Raw genomic sequence first — 20,091 nt, 5'->3', positions numbered from 1 at the left:
CCCGCATCGAACAGGCCGTCGGAAAGCCCATCGCGGTTGGGAATAACCTCTATCTGGCAGCAAAATACCGGGCCGGTGTCTGACCGAGCGCTTTCTTGAACATCAGGATGAACGCGGTGACGGACTCATATCCGAGCGTGTCCGACACTTGTTGCACCGTCGCGCCGGCTGCAAGTTCGCGCAGGGCGACGATAATCTGCAATTGTTGCCGCCAGCGGCCGAAAGTCAGCCCGGTTTCCCGAACCATCAGCCGGGTGAGCGACCGCTCACTCAATGCCACGCGCGCCGCCCATTCGCCGAGCGTGCTCCGGTCGCCCGGATCGGACGTGAGCGCCTTGGCGATCCGCTGGATTTTCGGGTGATCCGATACCGGCAGGTTGAACTGCTCCTCCGGCATCAGCGTCAGTTCATCGAGCAGGACACGAATCAGCCGAGCCGTGTGACTGTCCGGCGCATAGTCGGGCGACGCCCTTGCAAGGCGGCCGATCATTTCGCGAATCATCGGCGAAATCGACAGTGTGCAGCAATGCCGGGGGAGCGGGGCGGCGTCAGGCTCGACGAACAGGAAAGCGAGCCGATCCCGGTTCTCGTCGCGCAGTTCCGATGCAAGATGGAAGCGGGAGAAAAAGCAAAGCTTTTTCAGCCATGGGCGAAAGCTGGAGTGTTTCCGTTTTAAACGGGACCTCTCCAGCCCCGGCGCAGGGTCGCGCGCAATCCCGATGGGCCTTCGCGGCCGGTCAGCACCAGCGTCGCACCGATCCTCTTCCCGGCCATGTCGGCAATGGTCAGCCCGAGGCCGGAGCCGGAAACGCTCCTGTGGCGGCCGCGATAGAATCGTTTCGTGACGAGCGGCAGTTCTTCCGTCGCAATACCGGGTCCGTCGTCCTCGACCGACACGCTGCGGCCGTCGGATGCTACGCTCCAGACAATCCGGCTCCGTGCGTATTCGATCGCATTTTCCTGCAAGTTTCGCAGCACGAGATGAAGGGTCTCCGCCTCCCCCTCGATCGAAAGTCGCTCGATCGCCGGATCGATATCGATCGTGATGCCGGCAGGCGCCGGACAGGCTGCGATGGCCTCCCGCAGCACGGCCGCGACATCGGCGCGGGCGGACGGGTCCACCCTCGGCATCGCCTCGAGTTTGGCAAGCGCGAGGAGTTGGCGGGTGAGCCGGCTCGTGCGATCCACGGACACGATGATCTGGCGCAGCGCGGCTACCCTGAGAGGGCCTTCCGCCGCCGCCAGCGCGACCTGCGCCTGGGTCTTGAGACCGGCGAGCGGCGTGCGCAGTTCATGCGCTGCGAAAGCCGTGACATCGCGTTCGTGCCGCCGCGCGGTTTCCACCTTTTCGAACAGGCCGTTCAACGCGAGAAGCAGCGGCCGGATCTCGGCCGGCGCGCTCCGGCCGTCGATCGGGCGCATATCCTCGCCGTCGCGCGCGGCGATCTCGCGCGCCGCGGCGTTCAAAGGCCCGAGGCCGCGGCCAAGGCCGAACCAGATCAGCAACCCGAGCAACGGCACGATGAGGACGGCCGGCCAGACCAGCCCCGACACCAGATCGCGGACGAGCCGGTCTCGCAGGCCGATCCTGTCGCCGACCGCCACGCGCACGCCCTTGTTCGCGTCGACGATGGTGTAAACGCGCCAGACTTCGCCGTTCACCTCGCGGTCGGCAAATCCCTCGCCCTCTTCCGCCAGGATCTCGGCCGGCGCCCCGCTCGATCGCGCCAGCAGGCGGCCGTCGAACGACCAGATCTGGCAGGAGAGCTGACGGGAATAGCCGGCGTCGTCCAACGCAGGCGGGCCGGCAGCCGTCGCCATGTCGCCGCCCGACACGAGCGAATGCACCATCTTCGCCGCTTCCTGAAGGCGCGTATCCAGCACTTTCTCCAGTTCCGTGCGGCTGCCGACATAGATCCAGACGGTCGCGCTGACCCAGATGGCGCCGGTGGCGACAAGAAGCAGCGTGAAGAGCCGGCGGCGCAGCGAAGTCACCCGAGCGTCCTTTACCTGGATATCCTTCAACTGGAAGCCCTCAAGCGATAGCCGAGGCCGCGCACGGTCTCGATGGTCGCGCGCCCGAGCTTGACGCGCAGGTTATGGATGTGGACTTCGACGGCGTTGCTCTCGATTTCCTCCTGCCAGCCGTAAAGCCGATCCTCAAGCTCACCGCGCGAGCGGATGACGCCGGGCCGCTCCATGAGCGCGGCGAGCACGGCGAACTCCCGCCGGGAAAGGGAAACGGCTTCGCCACAAGCCGTAACCGTCAGGCGCGCCGGGTCGAGGACGATTCCGGCCGCCTGCAACACGGCGCCGGCGCGCCCCTCCTTGCGCCGGGCGATCGCCCGCAAGCGGGCGGCCAGTTCATCGAGGTCGAAGGGCTTGCCGAGATAATCGTCGGCTCCCGTGTCCAGCCCGCGCACGCGATCAGGCGGATCGTCGAGAGCGGTCAGCAGGATCACCGGCGTCGCGTCGCCCCGCTCGCGCATTTCCTTGAGAACGTCGAGCCCCGAGCCGTCCGGCAGCATGATGTCGAGGACCATGGCGTCGAACCGCGCGGCCGCCAGCGCCGCAAGCGCGTCGGCGCAGGCGGCGACGCTGTCGACAACCGAGCCGTCAAGGCCCAGGCCCACCTTCAACCCGTCCGAGAGAACGGGATCATCCTCGACGACAAGTATGCGCACGAAAGTTCCCCGAAATTTCCGATCGTTACGGATTTTACGCCTACCTTAAGGCTGGCTTAAGGTAGACGGCCATTTTCCTCCCGACTGCAAATCGATCGCGGTGCAAGGTGGTCATGGCTCGTCTCTTCAGGCTCGTAACCGTTTTTCTGGCAGGATTGCCGATCCTGTTTCCCCTGGCCGGCGCCGGGGCGCAGACGCCGCCACCCGCTGACGAAGCGTTTTCGCTCCGGGTCCTGCGGCAGGCCGACGACGCGTTGCAGCTCATCTGGACCGTCGCTCCGGGCAACTATCTCTACCGCGACAGTCTGAAGGCGACGCTGGACGGCGAGGCCGCCGCGATCGAGACGCCTCCCGGCGACGATAAGGATGACCCGAATTTCGGGCATGTCGAAATCTATCACGGCAGCGTATCCGGCCGCATCGCCGATCTGCCGGATACCGGCAGGCTGGAAATCGATTACCAGGGATGCGCCGAGCAGGGCATCTGCTATCCGCCCGTCCGCAAGACCGTCGATCTCGCCACGCTGTCGGTCGGCGCGGCGAAGCGCGGGCCCGGCGGCGGCCAAGCGCCGACGACCGGGATGTCATCCGTCGATTCTCCGACCATGGAGCCGCGGGACGGCGCGGGAGCGCACGGCGCCGCGCTGTTTTCGGGCAACTCGCTCGCCATGGCCGCCGCCTTCCTGGGCTTCGGGCTGCTGTTGTCGCTGACGCCCTGCGTGTTGCCGATGATCCCGATCCTGTCGGCCATGCTGGCGGGCGCCGGGGGAAAACTGTCGGCGGCGCGCGGCTTCGCGCTCTCGTCGAGCTACGTCCTCGCCATGGCCGGCGCCTACGCCCTTGTCGGGTTCGCCGCGGGCTGGTCGGGCGCGAACCTCCAGACCCTGCTTCAGACACCTGTCGCGCTGGCGCTTGCCGCCGCGGTTCTCGTCGCGCTGGCGCTCTCGATGTTCGGTGTCTTCGAACTGTCCCTGCCGCCGGCCCTGGCGACACGGCTGTCCGGCAGGGGCAGCGGCGGATCGCTGATCGGCGCGGCCGTTCTCGGTTTCGGATCGGCGCTGATCATCGGCCCCTGCGTGACGCCGCCGCTCGCGGCCGCGATGCTCTATGCCGTGCAGACCGGGGAAGCGGCGCGGGGCGCGGCGGCGCTGTTCTTCCTCGGCCTCGGCATGGGTTTGCCCCTGATCGCCGTCGGCACTTTCGGCGCCCGCATGTTGCCGCGATCCGGGCCGTGGATGATCGCCGTCCGCAAGGCCTTCGGCGTCGTGTTCCTGGGCGTGGCGGCGATGCTGGTGGCGCGCATCCTGCCCGCTTCCGCCGGCCTCGGCCTGTGGGGCGCGCTGGCGATCGGCGCAGGCGTTTTCTTGGGGGCTTTCGAGCGCATCGACGGCGCAAGCGCCTGGCAACGCCGGCTGACCAGGACGGCGGGACTGGTGGCCGTGGTGTACGGCGTCACGCTCCTCGTCGGCGCGGCCGGCGGCGCGCGCGATCCCGCGCGCCCGCTGGCCTTTCTCGCCGCCGCGCAGCCGAAGGGATCGCCGGCGGCCGATGTGCGGCGCGTCTCGTCCTCCGCCGCCTTCGATGCCGCGTTCAAGGCCGCGCAGGCTGCGGGACGTCCGGTGCTGGTTTCGTTCACCGCCGACTGGTGCACGGTATGCAAGTCCAACGAAGCGGTGATGGAGGAGCCCGCGATCCGCGAGCGCCTGCATGCCCTGCCGGTCATTGCCGTCGACGTCACCGCGCAGGATGAAGCGGCGCGCGCGCTCATGACCCGCTTTTCCGTCGTCGGCCCGCCTGTGCTGCTCTTCCTCGATACCCGTGGCGGTGAAATCGGGGGCTCGCGCCTCATCGGCCCCGTCACGCGCCGGGAGATCATGCAGCGGCTCGAAAATGCCGGCGCGTGACCGCTCATACCATCCCGAAGGAGTTCCCATGCAACGCAGACAATTTCTCGCCTTGGCCGGCGGCATGGCCGCGGCCTCGACCGTGGTCGGAACGACCGGTCATCTCCAGGCGCAGGACGTCGACATCAAGGCCATCCTGCACGATCCGGATGCGCCGGAAACCGGCAATCCGAAAGGCGATGTCACGATCGTCGCCTTCGCGGACTACAATTGCCCGTTCTGCAAGAAATCGGCGCCCGATCTCGCCCGTATCGTCAAGGAGGACGGCAAGGTCCGGCTCGTTTACAAGGATTGGCCGATCCTGACCGACGCCTCGGTCTACGGCGCCCAACTCGCCCTCGCCGCCCAATACCAGGGCAAGTACGATCTCGCTCACCACGCGCTGATGGCCATTCCCGGCCGGCAAAGCCCGAAGGAGAAGATGCTCGAGGCGGTCAAGGCGTCCGGCATCGACATGAACCGGCTGCAATCGGATCTCCGAACCCACAACGACGCGATCATGGCCCTGCTCCGGCGCACCATGAGCCAGGCCGACTCACTCGGCCTGCAGGGAACGCCGACCTATCTCATCGGTCCCTTCCGCACCTCGACTCTCGATTATGCCGGTTTCAGGGAGGCGCTCGCCGAGGCACGGCGCCGTCAGGCCGCCGGCGACAGGGTGGCCGAATGAGCTTCGCAACGGATACCCGCGCGAACGTCCGCCTGACGGTGCTCGCTCTCCTGTCGTCCGGTCTGGCCGCCTGCGCCTCGACCGCCCCCGTCGAACCGGTCGCTTACACGGCCCCCGCCGGCATCGGCGACACCGCGCCGGGCCGCTATACGGCGCTGACGAACGAACCGTTTCCCGTGCCGGCGGTTTCGCTGGAGATGCTCCAGCCGCAGCACAGGCGCCAGTTGGTCGATTATCCTACCGATCAGCCGCCGGGCACGATCGTGGTCGACCCCGCGCACCACTATCTCTATCTCGTTCAGGAAGGCGGGAAGGCGCTGCGCTACGGCGTCGGCGTGGGCCGGGAAGGGCTGGAATGGTCGGGCACGGCCAACATTGCCTACAAGCGCGAGTGGCCGCGCTGGACACCGACGCCGGACATGATCGCGCGGGAGCCGGGCAGATACCGGAAATGGGCGAAGGGCATGGACGGCGGGGAGCAAAACCCGCTCGGCGCGCGCGCCCTCTATCTGTTCGAAGGCGGAAAGGATTCGCTCTACCGTATCCACGGCACCAATGAGCCGTGGTCAATCGGGAAATCCATGTCCTCCGGCTGCATCCGCATGATGAACCAGGATATTATCGATCTTTACCGGCGGGTTCCGGCCGGAACGAAAGTCGTCGTGCTGTCGGCGGAAGGCGACGGCACGCCGAGGTAATCCGAGAGGATGGCGGCGGCGGCGTTTGCGCCGCCGCTCCCCGTTCTCGGACGGCCGCGTGCGGACCTTGCGGCGTCAAGGGCGTTCCCGCGCCGCGGACGAGGCCGCCCCGGCGAGCCAATCGTGAAAGGCGGCCACTTCGAAACGACGCAGCGCCCTGGGCCCGGCAACCACGTAATAGGCCCATTTCACCGGCCAGCGATGATCCGGCAGCAGATGAACGAGCCGTCCGCTGTCGGTTTCCCGCGCAACGAGGGCCTTGCGCACGAGCGCGATACCCTGCGCGGCAATCGCGGCCTGAACCACGGCGGCCGTGCTGTTCCTCGCCAGCGATGCGTCGAGCTACATGCTCGGCGCGGAGATCGTCGTCGACGGCGGCCGCGCGGAGCTGTGAGCCGTGACCGGCCCCGACGGAAACGCTCAGGCGTCGCGCGCCGTCTTAAAGTCCGCATAGGCGGAAAGGGCGCGATTGCGCCCCTCCGTCATCGTCGTCGCGTCGGCGGTTTCCCGCCAGACGCGCGAAACGTTCCAGCCCGGCGGGATGGTGTCGAAATAGGCCAGGCTCCCGGGCGAAGCCGCCTCGCGCCCCGCGAGCCAGCGGCGGCGGTAAAAACCTTGCGGATCGTATTGATCCGCCTGCTTTTCGGGATTGAAGATACGGAAGAAGGGCGAGGCGTCCGGCCCGCAGCCCGCCACCCATTGCCAGTTCATCGCATTCGCGGCCGGGTCCCAGTCCGTCAGGCTGTCCGCGAAATGGGCGAGCCCCAGCCGCCAGTCGGTCAGCAGATGTTTCGTCAGCCAGCTTGCGACGACCATGCGGACGCGGTTATGCATCCGTCCCGTCACGCGCATTTCGCGCAGCCCCGCATCGACAAGGGCGACGCCGGTGTTTCCCCGCCGCCACCGCGTGAAGTCCGCGTTGTCGCCGCGCCACGCGAAGCCGGCCCATTCCTCGCGCCATGGTTTTTCCGCCATTTGCGGAAAGTCGATCAGCAGGTGCCATGCGAATTCCCGCCAGATCAGTTCGGCGAGAAACTTGTCGATGCCCGCCGCGCGAGAAGGATCGGTCTCGCGCCGCAGTTCGGCCGCCGCCCATACCGTGCGCGGGCTGATCTCGCCAAGCGCCAGATGTTCCGACAGGCCGGACGTCGCCTCCGGATCGGGGCGATCGCGGTCATGGCCGTAGGAGCCCGCGCGTGCGAGAAAATCGTCGAGCCTCGCGAGCGCGGCTTCCTCGCCGGCCGGCAACGCATATTCGTCGAGCACGCCACGCCCGCCGTGAAGATCGGGGGCGAGGTCGATCCGCTCCAACGGCATCCCGGCCGGAACCTCGGGCGAAAGCGAGATGCGCGCGGGGACCGCCGGGCCGGGGCGATCCGGCCCCGCGACGCGCAACGCGCGCGCGAAAGGCGTGTAGACCCGGTAGGTTCCGCCGTCGCGCGTCCTTACCCGCTGCGGATGGGCCAGCAGATGGCCGGGGTGCAGCACGAGCCGCGCGTCCTGAGCCGCGAGGGCGTTCCGCACCCGCACCTGGGTGCGGCGCATGTCGGGCGCGGGCCAGTCGCCCTGATGCACCTCGCGCGCGCCGGTCCTTGCGGCCAGTTCGGGCAACAGCGCCTCGGGCTCACCTTGCAGCACCGTGACGCCGCGTCCGGCGCGGTCGCGCAATTGCCTGTCGAAACAACGCAGCGCGCGTTCCACACGCCAGCGGCTCGCCGCCCCCTGCGCGCGCAACTGCCTGTCGATGACGAAGACCGGCAGCAGCATTCCTTCCGCCGCCGCCGCAAGCGCCGCGTTATCCGAGAAGCGGAAATCGCGGGTCAGCCAATAGATGCGCACAGTCTCATCCGCCATCCGATCCGCTCCACGGGTTTTCAGGAAACTCCACACCGCCCGGCTGAACACGACGGCGGCGAGCAGCCGCGGCGCGGCCGGCGCCGCACTGTCGACCATGATCGGCCGTCAGAGTCCAACGATCGGATGCCGTCATTCAGCCCGTCCGCCACAGGCCGGGCGGTTGATGAAGCGCCGGCAGCGGCAGCGCGAAGGGTTCGCCCTCGAAGGCATCCGCACCCCGGCCGATGGCGCGAATGGCGGCGACCATGCGCCCGCCGCGGCCGAGCAGCGCATCCGCGAGCGCCACCAGCCGCGGATTGGGCGTCGCGGCCGGCGCGCGCCGGCGCAGGGCGGCCGCCAGTTCCGCTTCGTCGCGGCCGGGCCACGCCATCGCCGCGACGATGAAGGCGGCGGCGGGCGAACGGCTGATGCCGGCGTAGCAATTGATCGCCAGCGGCCCCCTGCCCGCCCGGCGGCACGCGAAATCCAGCAGCGCGGCGACATCGCTTTCCGCCGGCGCGACCAGCCCCGGACGCGGCTCCGCGATATCGTGAAAGACGAGCTCCAGCACATGGCGCGGACGACCGGCCGGCAGGGCCGCCTCGGGAACGTCGCGGCCCGGCGAACGCATCGTGACCAGATGATCCGCCTGCGACCGCCGCAGGGTTTCGGACAGCCGCGACAGGGGCGTCACATGGATTGCCGGCGCGACATGGATGACGGAATCCATGCGGCTCACGCTCCCGAGCGCCATGAGCGCAGCGCACCGACGAGCCGCGCGAAAGCCGCGTCGTCGGCCGGAAGACCGACGCGCAGGGCGCGCGGCCGCGCGTCGAAGGCCCGCACGAGCACCCCGCATCGTCCGAGCGCCAGGAAAACATCCCGCGCCGGCACGTCGTCCAGATACCGGAACAGGCTGGTGCCGCAGGCGACCGGCAAGCCGGCCTGCGCGAGCAGCGCGTCGAGCCGCCGCGCCTGTTCGTCAAGATGCACGCGCATGCGCGCCTGCCAGTCCGCATCGCCCAGCGCCGCGATGCCGTATTCCAGCGCCGGGCCGGAAACCGCCCACGGCCCGAGACGCGCCGAAAGCCGCCCTGCCAGCGCCCGCGGCGCGACGGCGAAGCCGAGCCGCACGCCGGCAAGCCCGAAGAACTTGCCGAAGGAGCGCAGCACGACGATCCCCGCCGCCTCCACGTCGCCCGCGACGCTCGCGCCCGCCGGGCCGACATCCATGAACGCCTCGTCCACGACGAGCAACCCGCCGCGCGCCGACAGCCGCCGGCCCAGCGCGACGAGCGCCTCCCGCTCCACGACGCGTCCGTCGGGATTGTTGGGGTTGACGACGATGGCGAGGTCCGCCGCCTCCAGCGCCGCGAGCGTCCGCGCCTGCGTCACCGCATGGCCGGCAAGATGCGCCGCGCGCGCGTGCTCGGCGTAAGTGGTGGACAGCACGGCCGCCCGGCCCGGCGGCACGAGCCCGGCGACCGGCGGCAGCAGCAGTTGCGTGCCCGCCGCCGGCACGACATGGTCGGCTCCCCGCCCCGGCGCGCCGTAGACCGCGGCGGCCAGCGCCGAGAGCCGACGGCTGCGGGCTTCTTCCGGCAGGCGCGAAAACACGGTGGCGGGCAAGGCCGCGAGCGGATAGTGATGCGGGTTGATGCCTGTCGACAGATCGAGCCACGGCGCAGGCGCGCCGGGAAACAGCGCCCGCGCCCGCGCGAGATTGCCGCCGTGGTCGGCGACGGCATCGGCGGCCGTTTTCTCTTCGGCGAATGAAGGCGGCAAGGGTTCCGGTGACTGGAGGATCATGTGCAAATCTCCCTGTTTCCTCTTCTCGCCTTCCTGTCGCTCGCTGTCGAGGCCGCCGCCGGCTATCCCGACCGCCTCTATCGCGCGATCGGCCATCCGGTGACATGGATCGGCGCGCTGATCGCCATGCTCGACCGGCGCCTCAACCGGGAGCGCGATGCGCCCGGCGCGCGCAGGGCGGCCGGCATCGCCGCCGTGCTGGCGCTCGTCGCGGCGAGCGGGTTGGCCGGGCTGGCGGTGCAGCTTGTCTGCGGCGGCGGCTTGGGCCTCGGCATGGGCCTTATCGCGGCCGCCCTCGTCGCCGGCACGTTGCTCGCCCAGCGCAGCCTGCACGCCCACGTCGCCGCCGTCGCCGAAGCGCTTGAGCGAAACGGACTTGCGGGCGGCCGCCGGGCGGTGTCGCACATCGTCGGGCGCGATCCCGAAAGCCTCGACGAGGCGGCCGTGGCGCGCGCCGCCATCGAAAGCCTCGCCGAGAACTTTTCGGACGGCGTGGTCGCGCCCGCCTTCTGGCTCGCCGTCGCCGGGTTGCCGGGCGCGGCCGTCTACAAGGCGATCAACACCGCCGACAGCATGATCGGCCACCGCACCGCCCGCCATGAGGCTTTCGGCTGGGCGTCGGCGCGGCTGGACGATCTCGTCAACCTGCCCGCCGCCCGCCTCGCGGCGCTGCTCATCGTCACGGCCGCCGTCTTCACGCCCGGCGCATCCGCCCGCGGCGCGTGGCGCGCGACGCTGCGCGACGCCCGCCGCCACCGCTCGCCGAATGCCGGCTGGCCGGAAGCCGCCATGGCCGGCGCGCTCGGGCTCGCGCTCGCCGGGCCGCGCCGCTACGGCGGCATAAGGGTGGAAGACGCGCTGATGAACGCCGGCGGCAGGCGCGAGGCGACGGCCGGCGACATCCGCCGCGCGCTCGCCCTCTATCGCCGCGCGGACGCGCTCTTCATCGCGGTGCTCGCGCTCCTCGCCGTGCTCGTCATGCCGCATGGCTGAGCAGCCCGTCGAGATCGAGATGCGCGGCGAGATGCGCGGCGAGACCGTCCAGCGCCCGCTCGACGCCCGCCTCGTAATCCTCGCCCGCGCTCGCGCCGCCGAGACGCGCCAGCCACGCGGCCCGCTGCGCATCATGCGCGAACAGCCCGTGGACGTAGCTGCCGAAGACGCGCCCGTCCGCCGAGACCGCGCCGTCCGCGCGCCCGTCGTCGAAACGGGCGAAGGGCCGCGCGGCATCGGGGCCTTCGCTCACACCCATGTGCATCTCATAGCCGGCGAACCGCACGCCGTCGCGGCTTTCGCCCGCCACGAGTCCGAGCTGCTTGTGCGGCGCGAGGCGGGTGGCGACATCCAGCAGGCCGAGCCCCGCAACCTGCGCCGGCGCGCCCTCGATGCCCGGATCGTCAATGACGCGCCCGAGCATCTGGTAGCCGCCGCAAACCCCGAGCACGAAGCCGCCCCGGCGCACATGGGCCCTGATGTCGACATCGAAGCCGGCCGCGCGCAGCGCCCGCACTCCCGCCACCGTCGCCTTCGATCCCGGCAGCAGCACGAGCCGCGCGTCGCCGGGAATGGCGGAACCGGGAAACACGCGCACGAGTTCGACGCCCGGCTCAGCCTCCAGCGGATCGAGGTCATCGAAATTGGAGATGTGCGGCAGGATCGGCACGGCGATCCTGATTCTTTCCGCGCCCCTTTCGCTTTCGGCCTTCCGGCTCCGCTCCAGCCCGAGCGCATCCTCGGCGGGCAAGCGGCGCGCCTCGGGAAAATGGGGCACCAGCCCGAAGGCGCGCCAGCCGGTGCGCGCGGCGATCAGATCCATGCCCGCCGCGAACAGCCCCGGATCGCCGCGAAACCGGTTGACGATGAAGCCGCATATCCGCGCCGCGTCGGCGGGATCGAGCACGGCCTGCGTGCCGACGAGGCTCGCGATGACGCCGCCGCGGTCGATATCGCCGATCAGCACCACCGGCGTTCCCGTCGCGGCCGCGAAGCCCATGTTGGCGATATCGTTGGCGCGCAGGTTGACCTCGGACGCGCTGCCCGCGCCTTCCACCAGCACGATATCCGCCTCGTCCGACAATCGCCGGAAACTGTCCAGCACATATGGCATCAGCGCGGCCTTGAGCGTCTGATAGCGGCGCGCGTCGGCGTGATCGCACACCCGGCCCTGCACGACGACCTGCGAGCCGGTCTCGCTTTGCGGCTTCAGCAGCACCGGATTCATGTGCACGCTCGCCGGCACGCGGGCGGCGCGCGCCTGAAGGGCCTGCGCGCGGCCGATCTCGCCGCCGTCGACCGTGACGGCCGCGTTGTTCGACATGTTCTGCGGCTTGAACGGCCGCACACTGAGCCCGCGATCGGCCAGCGCCCGCGCGAGCCCGGCGACGATGAGCGATTTGCCCACGTCCGACCCCGTGCCCTGAAACATCAACGCCCGCGCCGGCCGTTTCATCCGTCAGAACTCGATTCCGGCCTGCGCCTTCACACCGGCGGCGAAATGGTGCTTCACCGCGCCCATGTCCGTCACCAGATCGGCGGCGGCGATCAGATCGGGCCTGGCGTTGCGGCCCGTGACGACGACATGCAGATCGGCGCGCCGGTTGCGCAGCGCATCGACCACCTCCGCGAGATCGAGATAATCGTAGCGCAGCGCGATGTTCAGCTCGTCGAGAATGACGAGGGCGAAGGCGGGATCGTCGAGCAGTTCGCGCGCCTTGTCCCACGCCCGGCGGGCGGCGGCGATATCGCGCTCCAGATCCTGCGTTTCCCAGGTGAAGCCCTCGCCCATCGTGTGCCACACGACGCGCTCGCCGAAGACCGAGAGCGCCTCACGCTCGCCCGTCTTCCACGCGCCCTTGATGAACTGCACCACGCCGACCCGCCCGCCGTGCCCCAGCATGCGCAGCGCCAGCCCGAAGGCCGCCGTCGACTTGCCCTTGCCGGGGCCGGTGTTGACGATCAGCAGGCCCTTTTCCCCGGTCTTCGCGGCCACTTCCGCATCCTGCACCGCCTTGCGGTTCTGCATCCGCGCCTTGTGGCGACGCGCCTCTTCCTCGGTGATTTCCGTCATTTCCGCCCTTTCCGCCGCGGCATCCGCTTGCTCATTTCACATGCATGCTCATTTCACCTGCATCGCCAGCCCCGCGACCATGAACAGCACGTTGTCGGCCTTCTGCGCAACCATCTGGTTCAGCCGGCCGGCGGCATCGCGGAAGCGGCGCGCCAGCGCGTTGTCCGGCACGATGCCGAGCCCCGTCTCGTTGGAGACGACGATCCACGGCCCGCGCGGGCGGGCGAGCGTCCCTGCCAGACGCAGGCTTTCCGCCTCCACGTCGCGCCCGTCCGGCGCGAGCATGACATTGGTCAGCCACAGCGTCAGGCAATCGATGAGCACCGGCGCGCCTTCCGGCATGGCCGCGAGCGCTCCCGCCAGGTCGAGCGGCTCCTCCACCGTGATCCAGCCCGCCGGCCGGCGCGCGGCATGGGCGGCGATGCGCGCGCGCATCTCCGCGTCGTAAGCCTGCGCGGTGGCGATATAGCGCCACGGCGCGGGCCGCTCCATGAGCAGCCGCTCCGCGTGGCCGCTCTTGCCGGAACGCGCGCCGCCCAGCACGAAAGTCAAGGATGCGCCATGCGACACGAAACCCGCCCGCTCCGAAATGACGCCCCGAAGGGAGCGATTCCCGGTTCAACATACAGCATCGGGCCGGATAGTGTGCGCTTTTCGGGAAAACCGGATGCGTAAACAAATGGATAGGGCGACAGCGCGATTGCGCCCGCACCCGCGCGCCGCCGATGCCGATCTGCGCCGTTGACAGGGTTCGCGCCCCGGCCCTAGATGGCGTGGACGGTCTTGCCCCGTTTCGGCCGATGCGGGGGAAGCGAAGAGGGAATGCGGTGCGCGGGCGCTTGCCCGCAAGGCCGCGGCTGTTCCCGCAACTGTAGCCGGAGAGTTCTTCCGCCTCGCGCCACTGGGATGCCGGGAAGGCGGCGGAGGAACGACGATCCGGGAGCCAGGAGACCTGCCGTCACCCGATTCACTCTGACCGTCCGGCGGGAGCACCGGACAGGGAGCGCATTCCGATGGCTGATTCCGCCTTTTCCGCCGCCCGTGGCCGGGTGCCGTGCACCATCGTCACCGGCTTTCTCGGGGCGGGCAAGACGACCCTCATCCGCAACCTCATCGCGCAGGCCGACGGCCACCGCCTCGCCGTCATCGTCAACGAGTTCGGCGACGTGGGCATCGACGGCGAGATCCTGCGCGGCTGCGGCGTCGAGAACTGCCCGCAGGACAACATCGTGGAACTGGCCAACGGCTGCATCTGCTGCACCGTCGCCGACGATTTCGCCCCGGCGCTCGACCGCATTCTGGCACTGGAGCCGCAAGTCGAGCACATCCTGATCGAGACCTCCGGCCTCGCCCTGCCCAAGCCGCTCGTGCAGGCGTTCCGCTGGCCGGCGATCCGCGGCCGCGTCACGGTCGACAGCGTTATCGCCGTGGTCGACGGCCCGGCGCTGGCGCAAGGGCGCGTCGCCGCCGATCATGACGCGCTCGAAAAGCAGCGCGCGGCCGATGAATCCATCGACCACGACGATCCGGTGGAGGAAGTGTTCGAGGATCAGATCGCCTGCGCCGATCTCGTCATCGTGTCCAAGGCCGACCTGCTGGATGACGCCGGCCGCGCCCGCGTCGAGGAGACGCTGCGCCCGCATCTGCGGGCCGCCGTCAGGGTCCTGACGGGCGTGAACGGCAAGGTCGACGCCGGCGCGGCGCTGGGGCTCGGGCTTCTCGGGCTGGGGATCGGCGTCGAGGACGCCATCGAGAGCCGCCGCACGCACCACGACGACGAGGCGGATCACGAGCACGACGATTTCGACAGCTTCGTCGTCGAGCTGCCGGCGATCCGCCGGCCGGAAGAGCTGGCAAGGCGCGTCAGCGAAGCCGTCGAGGCCGCCAACGTCTTGCGCCTCAAGGGTTTCGCCCATGTCGAGGGCAAGCCGCTGCGCCTGCTCGTGCAGGCGGCGGGGCCGCGCGTCGAGCATTATTACGACCGGCCGTGGACCGCGGGCGAGACGCCGCGCACGCGCCTCGTCGTCATCGGCCTCAAGGGCATCGACCGCGCGGCGGTCGAGAAGATTCTCGCGGCCTGAGCCCGTCGCGAGACCATATCGCAAAGCGTGAGCCATGCATCTGCTCGCCACCACCTCCGCCTCGCTGGACGACCTGATCGAACCCGTCGATCTCGGCCAGTCTCCCGCGCCGATGGCGGCGCTGTCCCTCACGGACAGCGACCTCGCCGGCCTCGCGGCGGCATGGCGGCGGGCGGGGGATGCCGTGCCGGCCCTGCGCCTCGCCCATCTGCGCGACCTGCGCCATCCGATGTCGGTCGACCTGTGGATCGAACGGATCGCGCGCCACGCGCGCGTCGTCGTGGCGCGGGTGCTCGGCGGCTATGACTGGTGGCGCTACGGCTGCGACCGGCTGGCGGCGGTGGCGCGCGAGCACGCCATCGCCCTCGCGCTGCTGCCCGGCGAATGCCGCGCCGACGACGAGCGGCTCGCCGCGCTCTCCACCGTCCCGCCGCAGGAGCGCGCCGCCCTCCTCGCCTGCTTTCGCGAAGGCGGGCCGGACAACCTGCGCGCGCTGGTGCGGCGCATGGCGGCGCTCGCGGGCGCGGCGGTGGCGGCGCCGGAAGCCCGGCCGGTAGCCAGAGCAGGCTTCTACCTGCCGGGGGAAGGCATCGTGCCGCTCGCCCGCTTCCGCCCGCTGGGGGCGGAAGCGGACGATACGCCTTGCGTGCCGATCGTCTTCTACCGCTCGATGCTGCTGGCCGCCGACGTCGCCCCCGTCGACGCGCTGTTCCACGCGCTGCGGGCGCGGGGCATCGCCGCCGTGCCGCTCTTCGTGCCGGGCCTGCGTGACCCGGAGGCCATCGCCGCGATCGAGGAAACGGCGAGAAGCCTGCGGCCGGCCGCCATCGTGACGGCCACCGCCTTCGCCGCCGGGGCCGGCGCCGGGGAAAGGCCGCTGTTCGACCGTCTCGGCGTGCCGGTCTTTCAGGCCGTCGTCGCCACCACCGACCGCAAGGCCTGGCTCTCCGGCCAGCGCGGGCTCACGCCCGCCGATCTCGCCATGCATGTCGTGCTGCCGGAGCTTGACGGGCGCATCATGGCCGGGGCCATCTCCTTCAAGGATGCGGATGCACCCGACGACGCGCTCGCCTTCACCGCCCGCGTCAACCGGCCGGAGCACGCGCTTGTCGAACAGGCGGCGGGCCGCATCGCCGCGCATCTGCGCCTGATGCGCACGCCGCGACGGAATCGGCGCATCCTCGTGCTCATGCCGGATTATCCCAACGCGCCCGGCCGCGCCGGCTATGCCGTCGGGCTCGACGTGCCGGCGAGCGTGCTCGCCATCCTCCACGACCTGCGCGCGGCGGGCTATGTCGTGGAAGACATTCCGGCCACACCGCGCGACCTGATGCGGCTGCTCGAAACCGCGCGCCCGGCATGGCCGCTGGACAGTTACACGCCGTTTCTGGAAGGGCAGCCGCCCGCCGTGCGCGAGGCGATGGCGCGGGAATGGGGCGCGCCCGGCGACGACGCGCCGGACGGCGCATTCGCCTTCCGCCATGCCCGCTTCGGCGCGGTGACGGTGGCGTTCGCGCCCGACCGGGGCCGCGAGGCGGACCGGCGCGCGGATTATCACGATCCGGCCCGCGCACCGCGCCACGCGCTGCTCGCCTTCGGCGGGTGGCTGCGCGGGAAGCTCGATTGCCACGCCGTCATCCATGTCGGCGCGCACGGCACGCTCGAATGGCTGCCCGGCAAGACGGTGGCGCTCGGGCCTTCCTGCTTTCCGCAGGCGGTGACGGGCGGCCTGCCGGTCCTCTATCCCTTCATCGTCAGCAATCCCGGCGAGGCCGCGCAGGCCAAGCGGCGCATCGGCGCCCTCACGCTCGGCCACCTCACCCCGCCGCTGTGCGCGGCGGGACTGAGCGCGGATCATCAGGCGCTCGAACGCCTCGTCGATGAATATGCGCAGGCCGAGGGCCTCGATCGCCGCCGCCGCGAGCGGCTCGCGCAGCTCATCGTCGACAGCGCCAGAAAATCCGGGCTCGCCGTCGAAGCGGGCGTCGGCGAGGGCGACGACGAAGCCTCCGCCTTGCGGCGCATCGATGCATGGCTTTGCGATATCAAGGATTTCTCCATCAAGGACGGCCAGCACGTCTATGGCCGCCCGGCCGCCGGCGAGGTCGACCCGCAGCGGCTGCGCAGCGCGCAGAGCGAGCGCGAAGCCCTGCTCGCCGCGCTCGACGGCGCCCATGTGCCGCCCGGCCCGGCCGGGGCGCCGTCGCGCGGGCGCACCGATGTGCTGCCCACCGGCCGCAACCTCTTCACCAGCGATCCGCGCACCTTGCCGACGCCGACCGCCCAGGCGCTGGGCGAGCGCGCGGCGGATGAGATCCTGCGCATCTATTTGCAGGATCATGGCGAATGGCCGCGCGCGCTGCTGATGGACCTTTGGGGCAGCGCCTCCCTGCGCACCGGCGGCGAGGAAATCGCGCAAGGGCTCGCCCTGATGGGCTGCCGCCCGCAATGGGACCACGCGACCGGCCGCGCTACCGGCATCGAGGTGCTGCCGCCCGCGCGTCTCGGCCGCCCGAGGGTCGATGTCACCTGGCGCATCTCCGGCCTGTTCCGCGACATGTTCGCGAGCCAGATCGCGCTTCTCGACGCCGCCACCCGCGCCGTGGCGTTGCGGGCGGACGAAGGCGACGACAACCCGCTCGCGGCGGCGGCGCATCTGAGCGGCCGCGCGCCCCGCCGGATCTTCGGCTCCGCGCCGGGCACCTACGGCGCCGGCCCGGAAGAACGTCTCGCGAGCGGCGATTGGCGCGACCGCGCCGCGCTGGGGCGGGCCTATCTCGACGCGGCCTCCCATGTTTTCGGCGGCGCGGAGGGAGAGGGCGAGGCCGCCCCCGGCGCCTTCGCCGAGCGGGTGGCGGCGGCGCAATTGCTGGTGCATGCGGCTGACGATCCCGGCCGCGACATGCTGGAGGGTTCGGCCGATGTCGCCTTCGTCGGCGGCTTTTCCGCCGCGGTGGCGGCGCTGGGCGGCAAGGCCGATCTCGTCGTGCTCGACACGCGCGACCCCGCGCGCCCGCGCGCCCGCTCGCTGCTGGAGGCGGTGACGCTCGTCGTGCACGCCCGCGCCGTCAATTCCCGTTTCATCGCCGGCCAGATGCGCCACGGCCCGCGCGGCGCGGCCGAACTGCTGGAGACCGTGGACCGGCTGGCGGGCTTTGCGGAAACCACCCACCTGATCCCCGACCACCTGATCGAGGCGCTTTACGACGCCTATCTCGCCGATGAGACGGTGCGCGATTTTCTGCTGCGGGAAAACCCGGCCGCGGCAGGCGCGATGGCGCAGCGTTTCGGCGCGCTGCTGCGGCGGGGCCTGTGGCACCCGCGCCGCAACAGCGTGGGCGAGGAACTGGCCCGCCTCGCGCAGGATGCGGAACGGCCGGAGGCGCCGGCATGAGCGCGCCCGCTCTCTCCGGCGCTCCCGCGTCCTGGCGGCGGCGCGGCGCTTGCCCCTCGCTCGCGCGCCCCATGCCGACGGGCGACGGCCTGCTCGCGCGCCTCAACCCGGCGGAGGGGGAGCTGTCGGCGGCGCAGCTTGCCGACGTCGCGCAGGCGGCGCTCACGCACGGCAACGGCCTTGTCGAGATCACCACGCGCGCCAGCTTGCAGATCAGGGGCCTGGCGGAAGCCGGCGCGGCGGGCTTCGGCGAGGCGATCGCCGCGTCCGGCCTTTCGTTGCGCAGCGGCCTGCCGGTGGAAACGGGGCCGCTCGCCGGCCTCGACGCCGGGGCGCACGCCGATCCGCGCCCGTTGCTCCACGATCTGCGCCGCCGGGCGGCAGCGATGCGTCTGGCTGAAAGGCTCGGCCCGAAAGTCTCCGTCGCGATCGACGACGGCGGCGCGCTGCCGCCGGGCGCGAGCGGCGCGGATATCCGTCTGGAGGCCATCGACGCGCGCAACTGGCGGCTGCGGACGAACGGCCGCATGCGCGACGGCCTCGACGCGGAACGCGCCGCGACGATCACACTGTCGCTTCTGCAAGCCATCGCCCGCAAAGGGCCGGACGCCCGCGCGCGCGATCTTGCCGACAGCGATCTTGCCGACAACGACCTTGCCGACGACGACCCGGCGATGCCCGCCGGCGGTTTCGTCAGCGACAATGCCCGCGTGAAACGCCCGACACGGCCCCCGGTCGGCGTCTTTCCGCTGATCGGCGGCCGATCGGCGCACGGCGTCGCCCTGCCGTTCGGCCGAACGGGCGCGGAAACCCTGCTGGCCGTCGCGCGCGCGGCGGCAGGCGGCGCGCGGCTGCGGCTCGCGCCGTCCGGCCTGCTCGCCATCGGCTTGCCGCCCATGGAGGCCGCCCGCTGGCGCGAAGCCGCGCAGAGGCATGGGCTCATCGCGGAGCCGCACGATCCGCGCCTCGCCATCCACGCCTGCGCCGGCGCGCCGGCTTGCGGGTCGGCGCATATCGACACGCAGGCGCTGGCCGAAACCCTCTCCCGCCTGCCCGGCCTCGCCGGCGACGGCGTTTCCCTGCATGTATTCGGATGCGGAAAGCAATGCGCCCGCCCGTCGCAGCCCGCCGTCACCCTGACCGGCCATGCGGACGGTTGCAGCATCGCGGCAAGCGGCGTCTCCCTCGACGACGGCATGAAGGCGGCGCTTCTCGACGCAATTTCACTTCACACGACGAAAGCCACGGCATGACGGCACCCGCGAGCGACGACTTTCCCGATTACATCAAGGACGGCGCGGCCATCTACGCGCGCTCGTTCCGCATCATCCGGGACGAGGCCGACCTGTCGCGCTTTTCCGCGGAGGAGGCGGATGTGGCGGTGCGCATGATCCACGCCTGCGGGCTGGTGGAGGCGGCGGCGCATTTCATCTTCTCGCCCGGCGTCGTCGCCATCGCGCGGCAGGCGCTGCAAGCCGGCGCGCCGATCTTCTGCGATGCGGAAATGGTGGCCCACGGCATCACCCGCGCCTTCCTGCCCGCCGGCAACGAGGTGATCTGCACGCTGCGCGATCCGCGAACGGCGGAACACGCCCGCGCCATCGGCAACACCCGCTCCGCCGCCGCCATCGAGCTGTGGGGAGAGCGGCTCTCGGGGGCGGTGGTGGCCATCGGCAACGCGCCGACGGCGCTGTTTCACCTGCTGGGCAGGATCGCCGCCGGCGGCACGCGGCCCGCCGCCATCATCGGCATCCCCGTGGGCTTCGTCGGCGCGGCGGAATCGAAAGAGGCGCTGGCGGGCAACCGCCACGGCATTCCCTTCATCACCGTCGCCGGCCGCATGGGCGGCAGCGCCATGACGGCGGCAGCCGTCAACGCCTTGAGTATGACGGCGGCAGCCGTCAATGCCTTGAGTATGACGGCGGCAGCCGTCAACGCCCTGAATACG

17 protein-coding genes, 2 pseudogenes and 1 riboswitch are annotated in these 20,091 nt (G+C 70.7%); of the genes and pseudogenes, 9 read left to right on the top strand and 10 right to left on the bottom strand.

Annotated elements, in window-relative coordinates:
* Positions 1–49: 49 nt before the first annotated feature.
* From ACOYJQ_RS02310 to ACOYJQ_RS02300, 3 genes and pseudogenes are all read right to left on the bottom strand, one after another.
* Positions 50–577 (bottom strand): annotated as a pseudogene (locus tag ACOYJQ_RS02310) (AraC family transcriptional regulator); the annotation flags it as partial.
* A 95-nt stretch (positions 578–672) separates the two neighbouring features.
* A complete protein-coding gene (locus ACOYJQ_RS02305; protein ID WP_433456114.1) occupies positions 673–1,995 on the bottom strand; it encodes an ATP-binding protein in 1,323 nt (440 codons plus the stop codon).
* A 26-nt stretch (positions 1,996–2,021) separates the two neighbouring features.
* The gene (locus ACOYJQ_RS02300) at positions 2,022–2,684 is read right to left on the bottom strand and encodes a response regulator (RefSeq protein WP_433456112.1); all 663 of its coding nucleotides are present in this window, start codon (positions 2,682–2,684) and stop codon (positions 2,022–2,024) included.
* A 113-nt stretch (positions 2,685–2,797) separates the two neighbouring features.
* Here ACOYJQ_RS02300 and dsbD point away from each other — a divergent pair, with 113 nt between their 5' ends.
* The 3 genes from dsbD to ACOYJQ_RS02285 are packed head-to-tail and all read left to right on the top strand — an operon-like array spanning position 2,798 to position 5,956.
* On the top strand, positions 2,798–4,588 hold the full coding sequence (gene dsbD / locus ACOYJQ_RS02295) for a protein-disulfide reductase DsbD (protein ID WP_433456110.1): 1,791 nt from the start codon (positions 2,798–2,800) through the stop codon (positions 4,586–4,588).
* Positions 4,589–4,616: 28 nt separating this feature from the next.
* On the top strand, positions 4,617–5,258 hold the full coding sequence (locus ACOYJQ_RS02290) for a DsbA family protein (RefSeq protein WP_433456108.1): 642 nt from the start codon (positions 4,617–4,619) through the stop codon (positions 5,256–5,258).
* Entirely contained in the window at positions 5,255–5,956 is a 702-nt protein-coding gene (locus ACOYJQ_RS02285) for a L,D-transpeptidase (RefSeq protein ID WP_433456106.1), read from the top strand. The genes ACOYJQ_RS02290 and ACOYJQ_RS02285 overlap by 4 nt, the downstream gene beginning before the upstream one ends.
* Positions 5,957–6,031: 75 nt before the next feature.
* Here the strand turns inward: ACOYJQ_RS02285 and ACOYJQ_RS02280 are convergent, their stop codons facing one another.
* Positions 6,032–6,262, bottom strand: a complete 231-nt coding sequence (locus ACOYJQ_RS02280; protein WP_433456104.1) for a LysR substrate-binding domain-containing protein — start codon at positions 6,260–6,262, stop codon at positions 6,032–6,034.
* Positions 6,263–6,269: 7 nt separating this feature from the next.
* On the opposite strand from ACOYJQ_RS02280, the gene ACOYJQ_RS02275 reads away from it, so the two are divergent.
* Positions 6,270–6,350, top strand: a complete 81-nt coding sequence (locus tag ACOYJQ_RS02275) for a hypothetical protein (protein ID WP_433456409.1) — start codon at positions 6,270–6,272, stop codon at positions 6,348–6,350.
* A 26-nt stretch (positions 6,351–6,376) separates the two neighbouring features.
* On the opposite strand, the gene ACOYJQ_RS02270 is transcribed toward ACOYJQ_RS02275, so the two are convergent.
* From ACOYJQ_RS02270 to cobD, 3 genes are read right to left on the bottom strand one after another with little or no spacing between them, the layout of a single operon-like run.
* A complete protein-coding gene (locus ACOYJQ_RS02270) occupies positions 6,377–7,909 on the bottom strand; it encodes a cryptochrome/photolyase family protein (protein WP_433456102.1) in 1,533 nt (510 codons plus the stop codon).
* A 37-nt stretch (positions 7,910–7,946) separates the two neighbouring features.
* Complete coding sequence (locus ACOYJQ_RS02265) at positions 7,947–8,522, bottom strand: tyrosine phosphatase family protein (RefSeq protein WP_433456100.1); 576 nt, start codon at positions 8,520–8,522, stop codon at positions 7,947–7,949.
* Between the two features lie 5 nt (positions 8,523–8,527).
* Positions 8,528–9,601, bottom strand: a complete 1,074-nt coding sequence (gene cobD / locus ACOYJQ_RS02260; RefSeq protein WP_433456098.1) for a threonine-phosphate decarboxylase CobD — start codon at positions 9,599–9,601, stop codon at positions 8,528–8,530.
* Between cobD and cbiB the strand changes: the two genes are divergently transcribed.
* Positions 9,602–10,594, top strand: a complete 993-nt coding sequence (gene cbiB, locus ACOYJQ_RS02255; protein ID WP_433456096.1) for an adenosylcobinamide-phosphate synthase CbiB — start codon at positions 9,602–9,604, stop codon at positions 10,592–10,594. It abuts the gene before it with no gap.
* Here the strand turns inward: cbiB and ACOYJQ_RS02250 are convergent.
* The 3 genes from ACOYJQ_RS02250 to cobU are packed head-to-tail and all read right to left on the bottom strand — an operon-like array spanning position 10,578 to position 13,238.
* Positions 10,578–12,026 carry a cobyric acid synthase gene (locus ACOYJQ_RS02250; protein WP_433456094.1) on the bottom strand — a complete coding sequence of 483 codons (1,449 nt, stop codon included), beginning with the start codon at positions 12,024–12,026 and terminating at the stop codon, positions 10,578–10,580. The two genes, cbiB and ACOYJQ_RS02250, sit on opposite strands and share 17 nt — an antisense overlap.
* A 27-nt stretch (positions 12,027–12,053) precedes the next feature.
* Positions 12,054–12,668, bottom strand: coding sequence for a cob(I)yrinic acid a,c-diamide adenosyltransferase (cobO, locus tag ACOYJQ_RS02245; protein ID WP_433456092.1), 615 nt, complete (start codon positions 12,666–12,668; stop codon positions 12,054–12,056).
* A gap of 48 nt (positions 12,669–12,716) precedes the next feature.
* Entirely contained in the window at positions 12,717–13,238 is a 522-nt protein-coding gene (gene cobU, locus ACOYJQ_RS02240; RefSeq protein WP_433456090.1) for a bifunctional adenosylcobinamide kinase/adenosylcobinamide-phosphate guanylyltransferase, read from the bottom strand.
* Between the two features lie 192 nt (positions 13,239–13,430).
* Positions 13,431–13,642: riboswitch (cobalamin riboswitch) on the top strand.
* Between the two features lie 39 nt (positions 13,643–13,681).
* Between cobU and cobW the strand changes: the two genes are divergently transcribed.
* From cobW to ACOYJQ_RS02220, 4 genes and pseudogenes are all read left to right on the top strand, one after another.
* Positions 13,682–14,749: a cobalamin biosynthesis protein CobW gene (cobW, locus tag ACOYJQ_RS02235; protein ID WP_433456088.1), complete on the top strand. Its 1,068-nt coding sequence runs from the start codon at positions 13,682–13,684 to the stop codon at positions 14,747–14,749.
* A 34-nt stretch (positions 14,750–14,783) separates the two neighbouring features.
* Positions 14,784–18,143: a cobaltochelatase subunit CobN gene (gene cobN / locus ACOYJQ_RS02230; RefSeq protein ID WP_433456086.1), complete on the top strand. Its 3,360-nt coding sequence runs from the start codon at positions 14,784–14,786 to the stop codon at positions 18,141–18,143.
* Positions 18,140–19,396 carry a precorrin-3B synthase gene (gene cobG / locus ACOYJQ_RS02225; RefSeq protein WP_433456084.1) on the top strand — a complete coding sequence of 419 codons (1,257 nt, stop codon included), beginning with the start codon at positions 18,140–18,142 and terminating at the stop codon, positions 19,394–19,396. The genes cobN and cobG overlap by 4 nt, the downstream gene beginning before the upstream one ends.
* Positions 19,393–20,028 (top strand): annotated as a pseudogene (locus ACOYJQ_RS02220) (precorrin-8X methylmutase); the annotation flags it as partial. The gene cobG and the pseudogene ACOYJQ_RS02220, both read left to right, overlap by 4 nt.
* Positions 20,029–20,091: the final 63 nt, after the last annotated feature.

The organism is Pseudochelatococcus sp. (genome assembly GCF_050946405.1).
Lineage (GTDB): Bacteria > Pseudomonadota > Alphaproteobacteria > Rhizobiales > Beijerinckiaceae > Pseudochelatococcus.
This window is presented reverse-complemented; position numbering and strand designations above follow the sequence as displayed.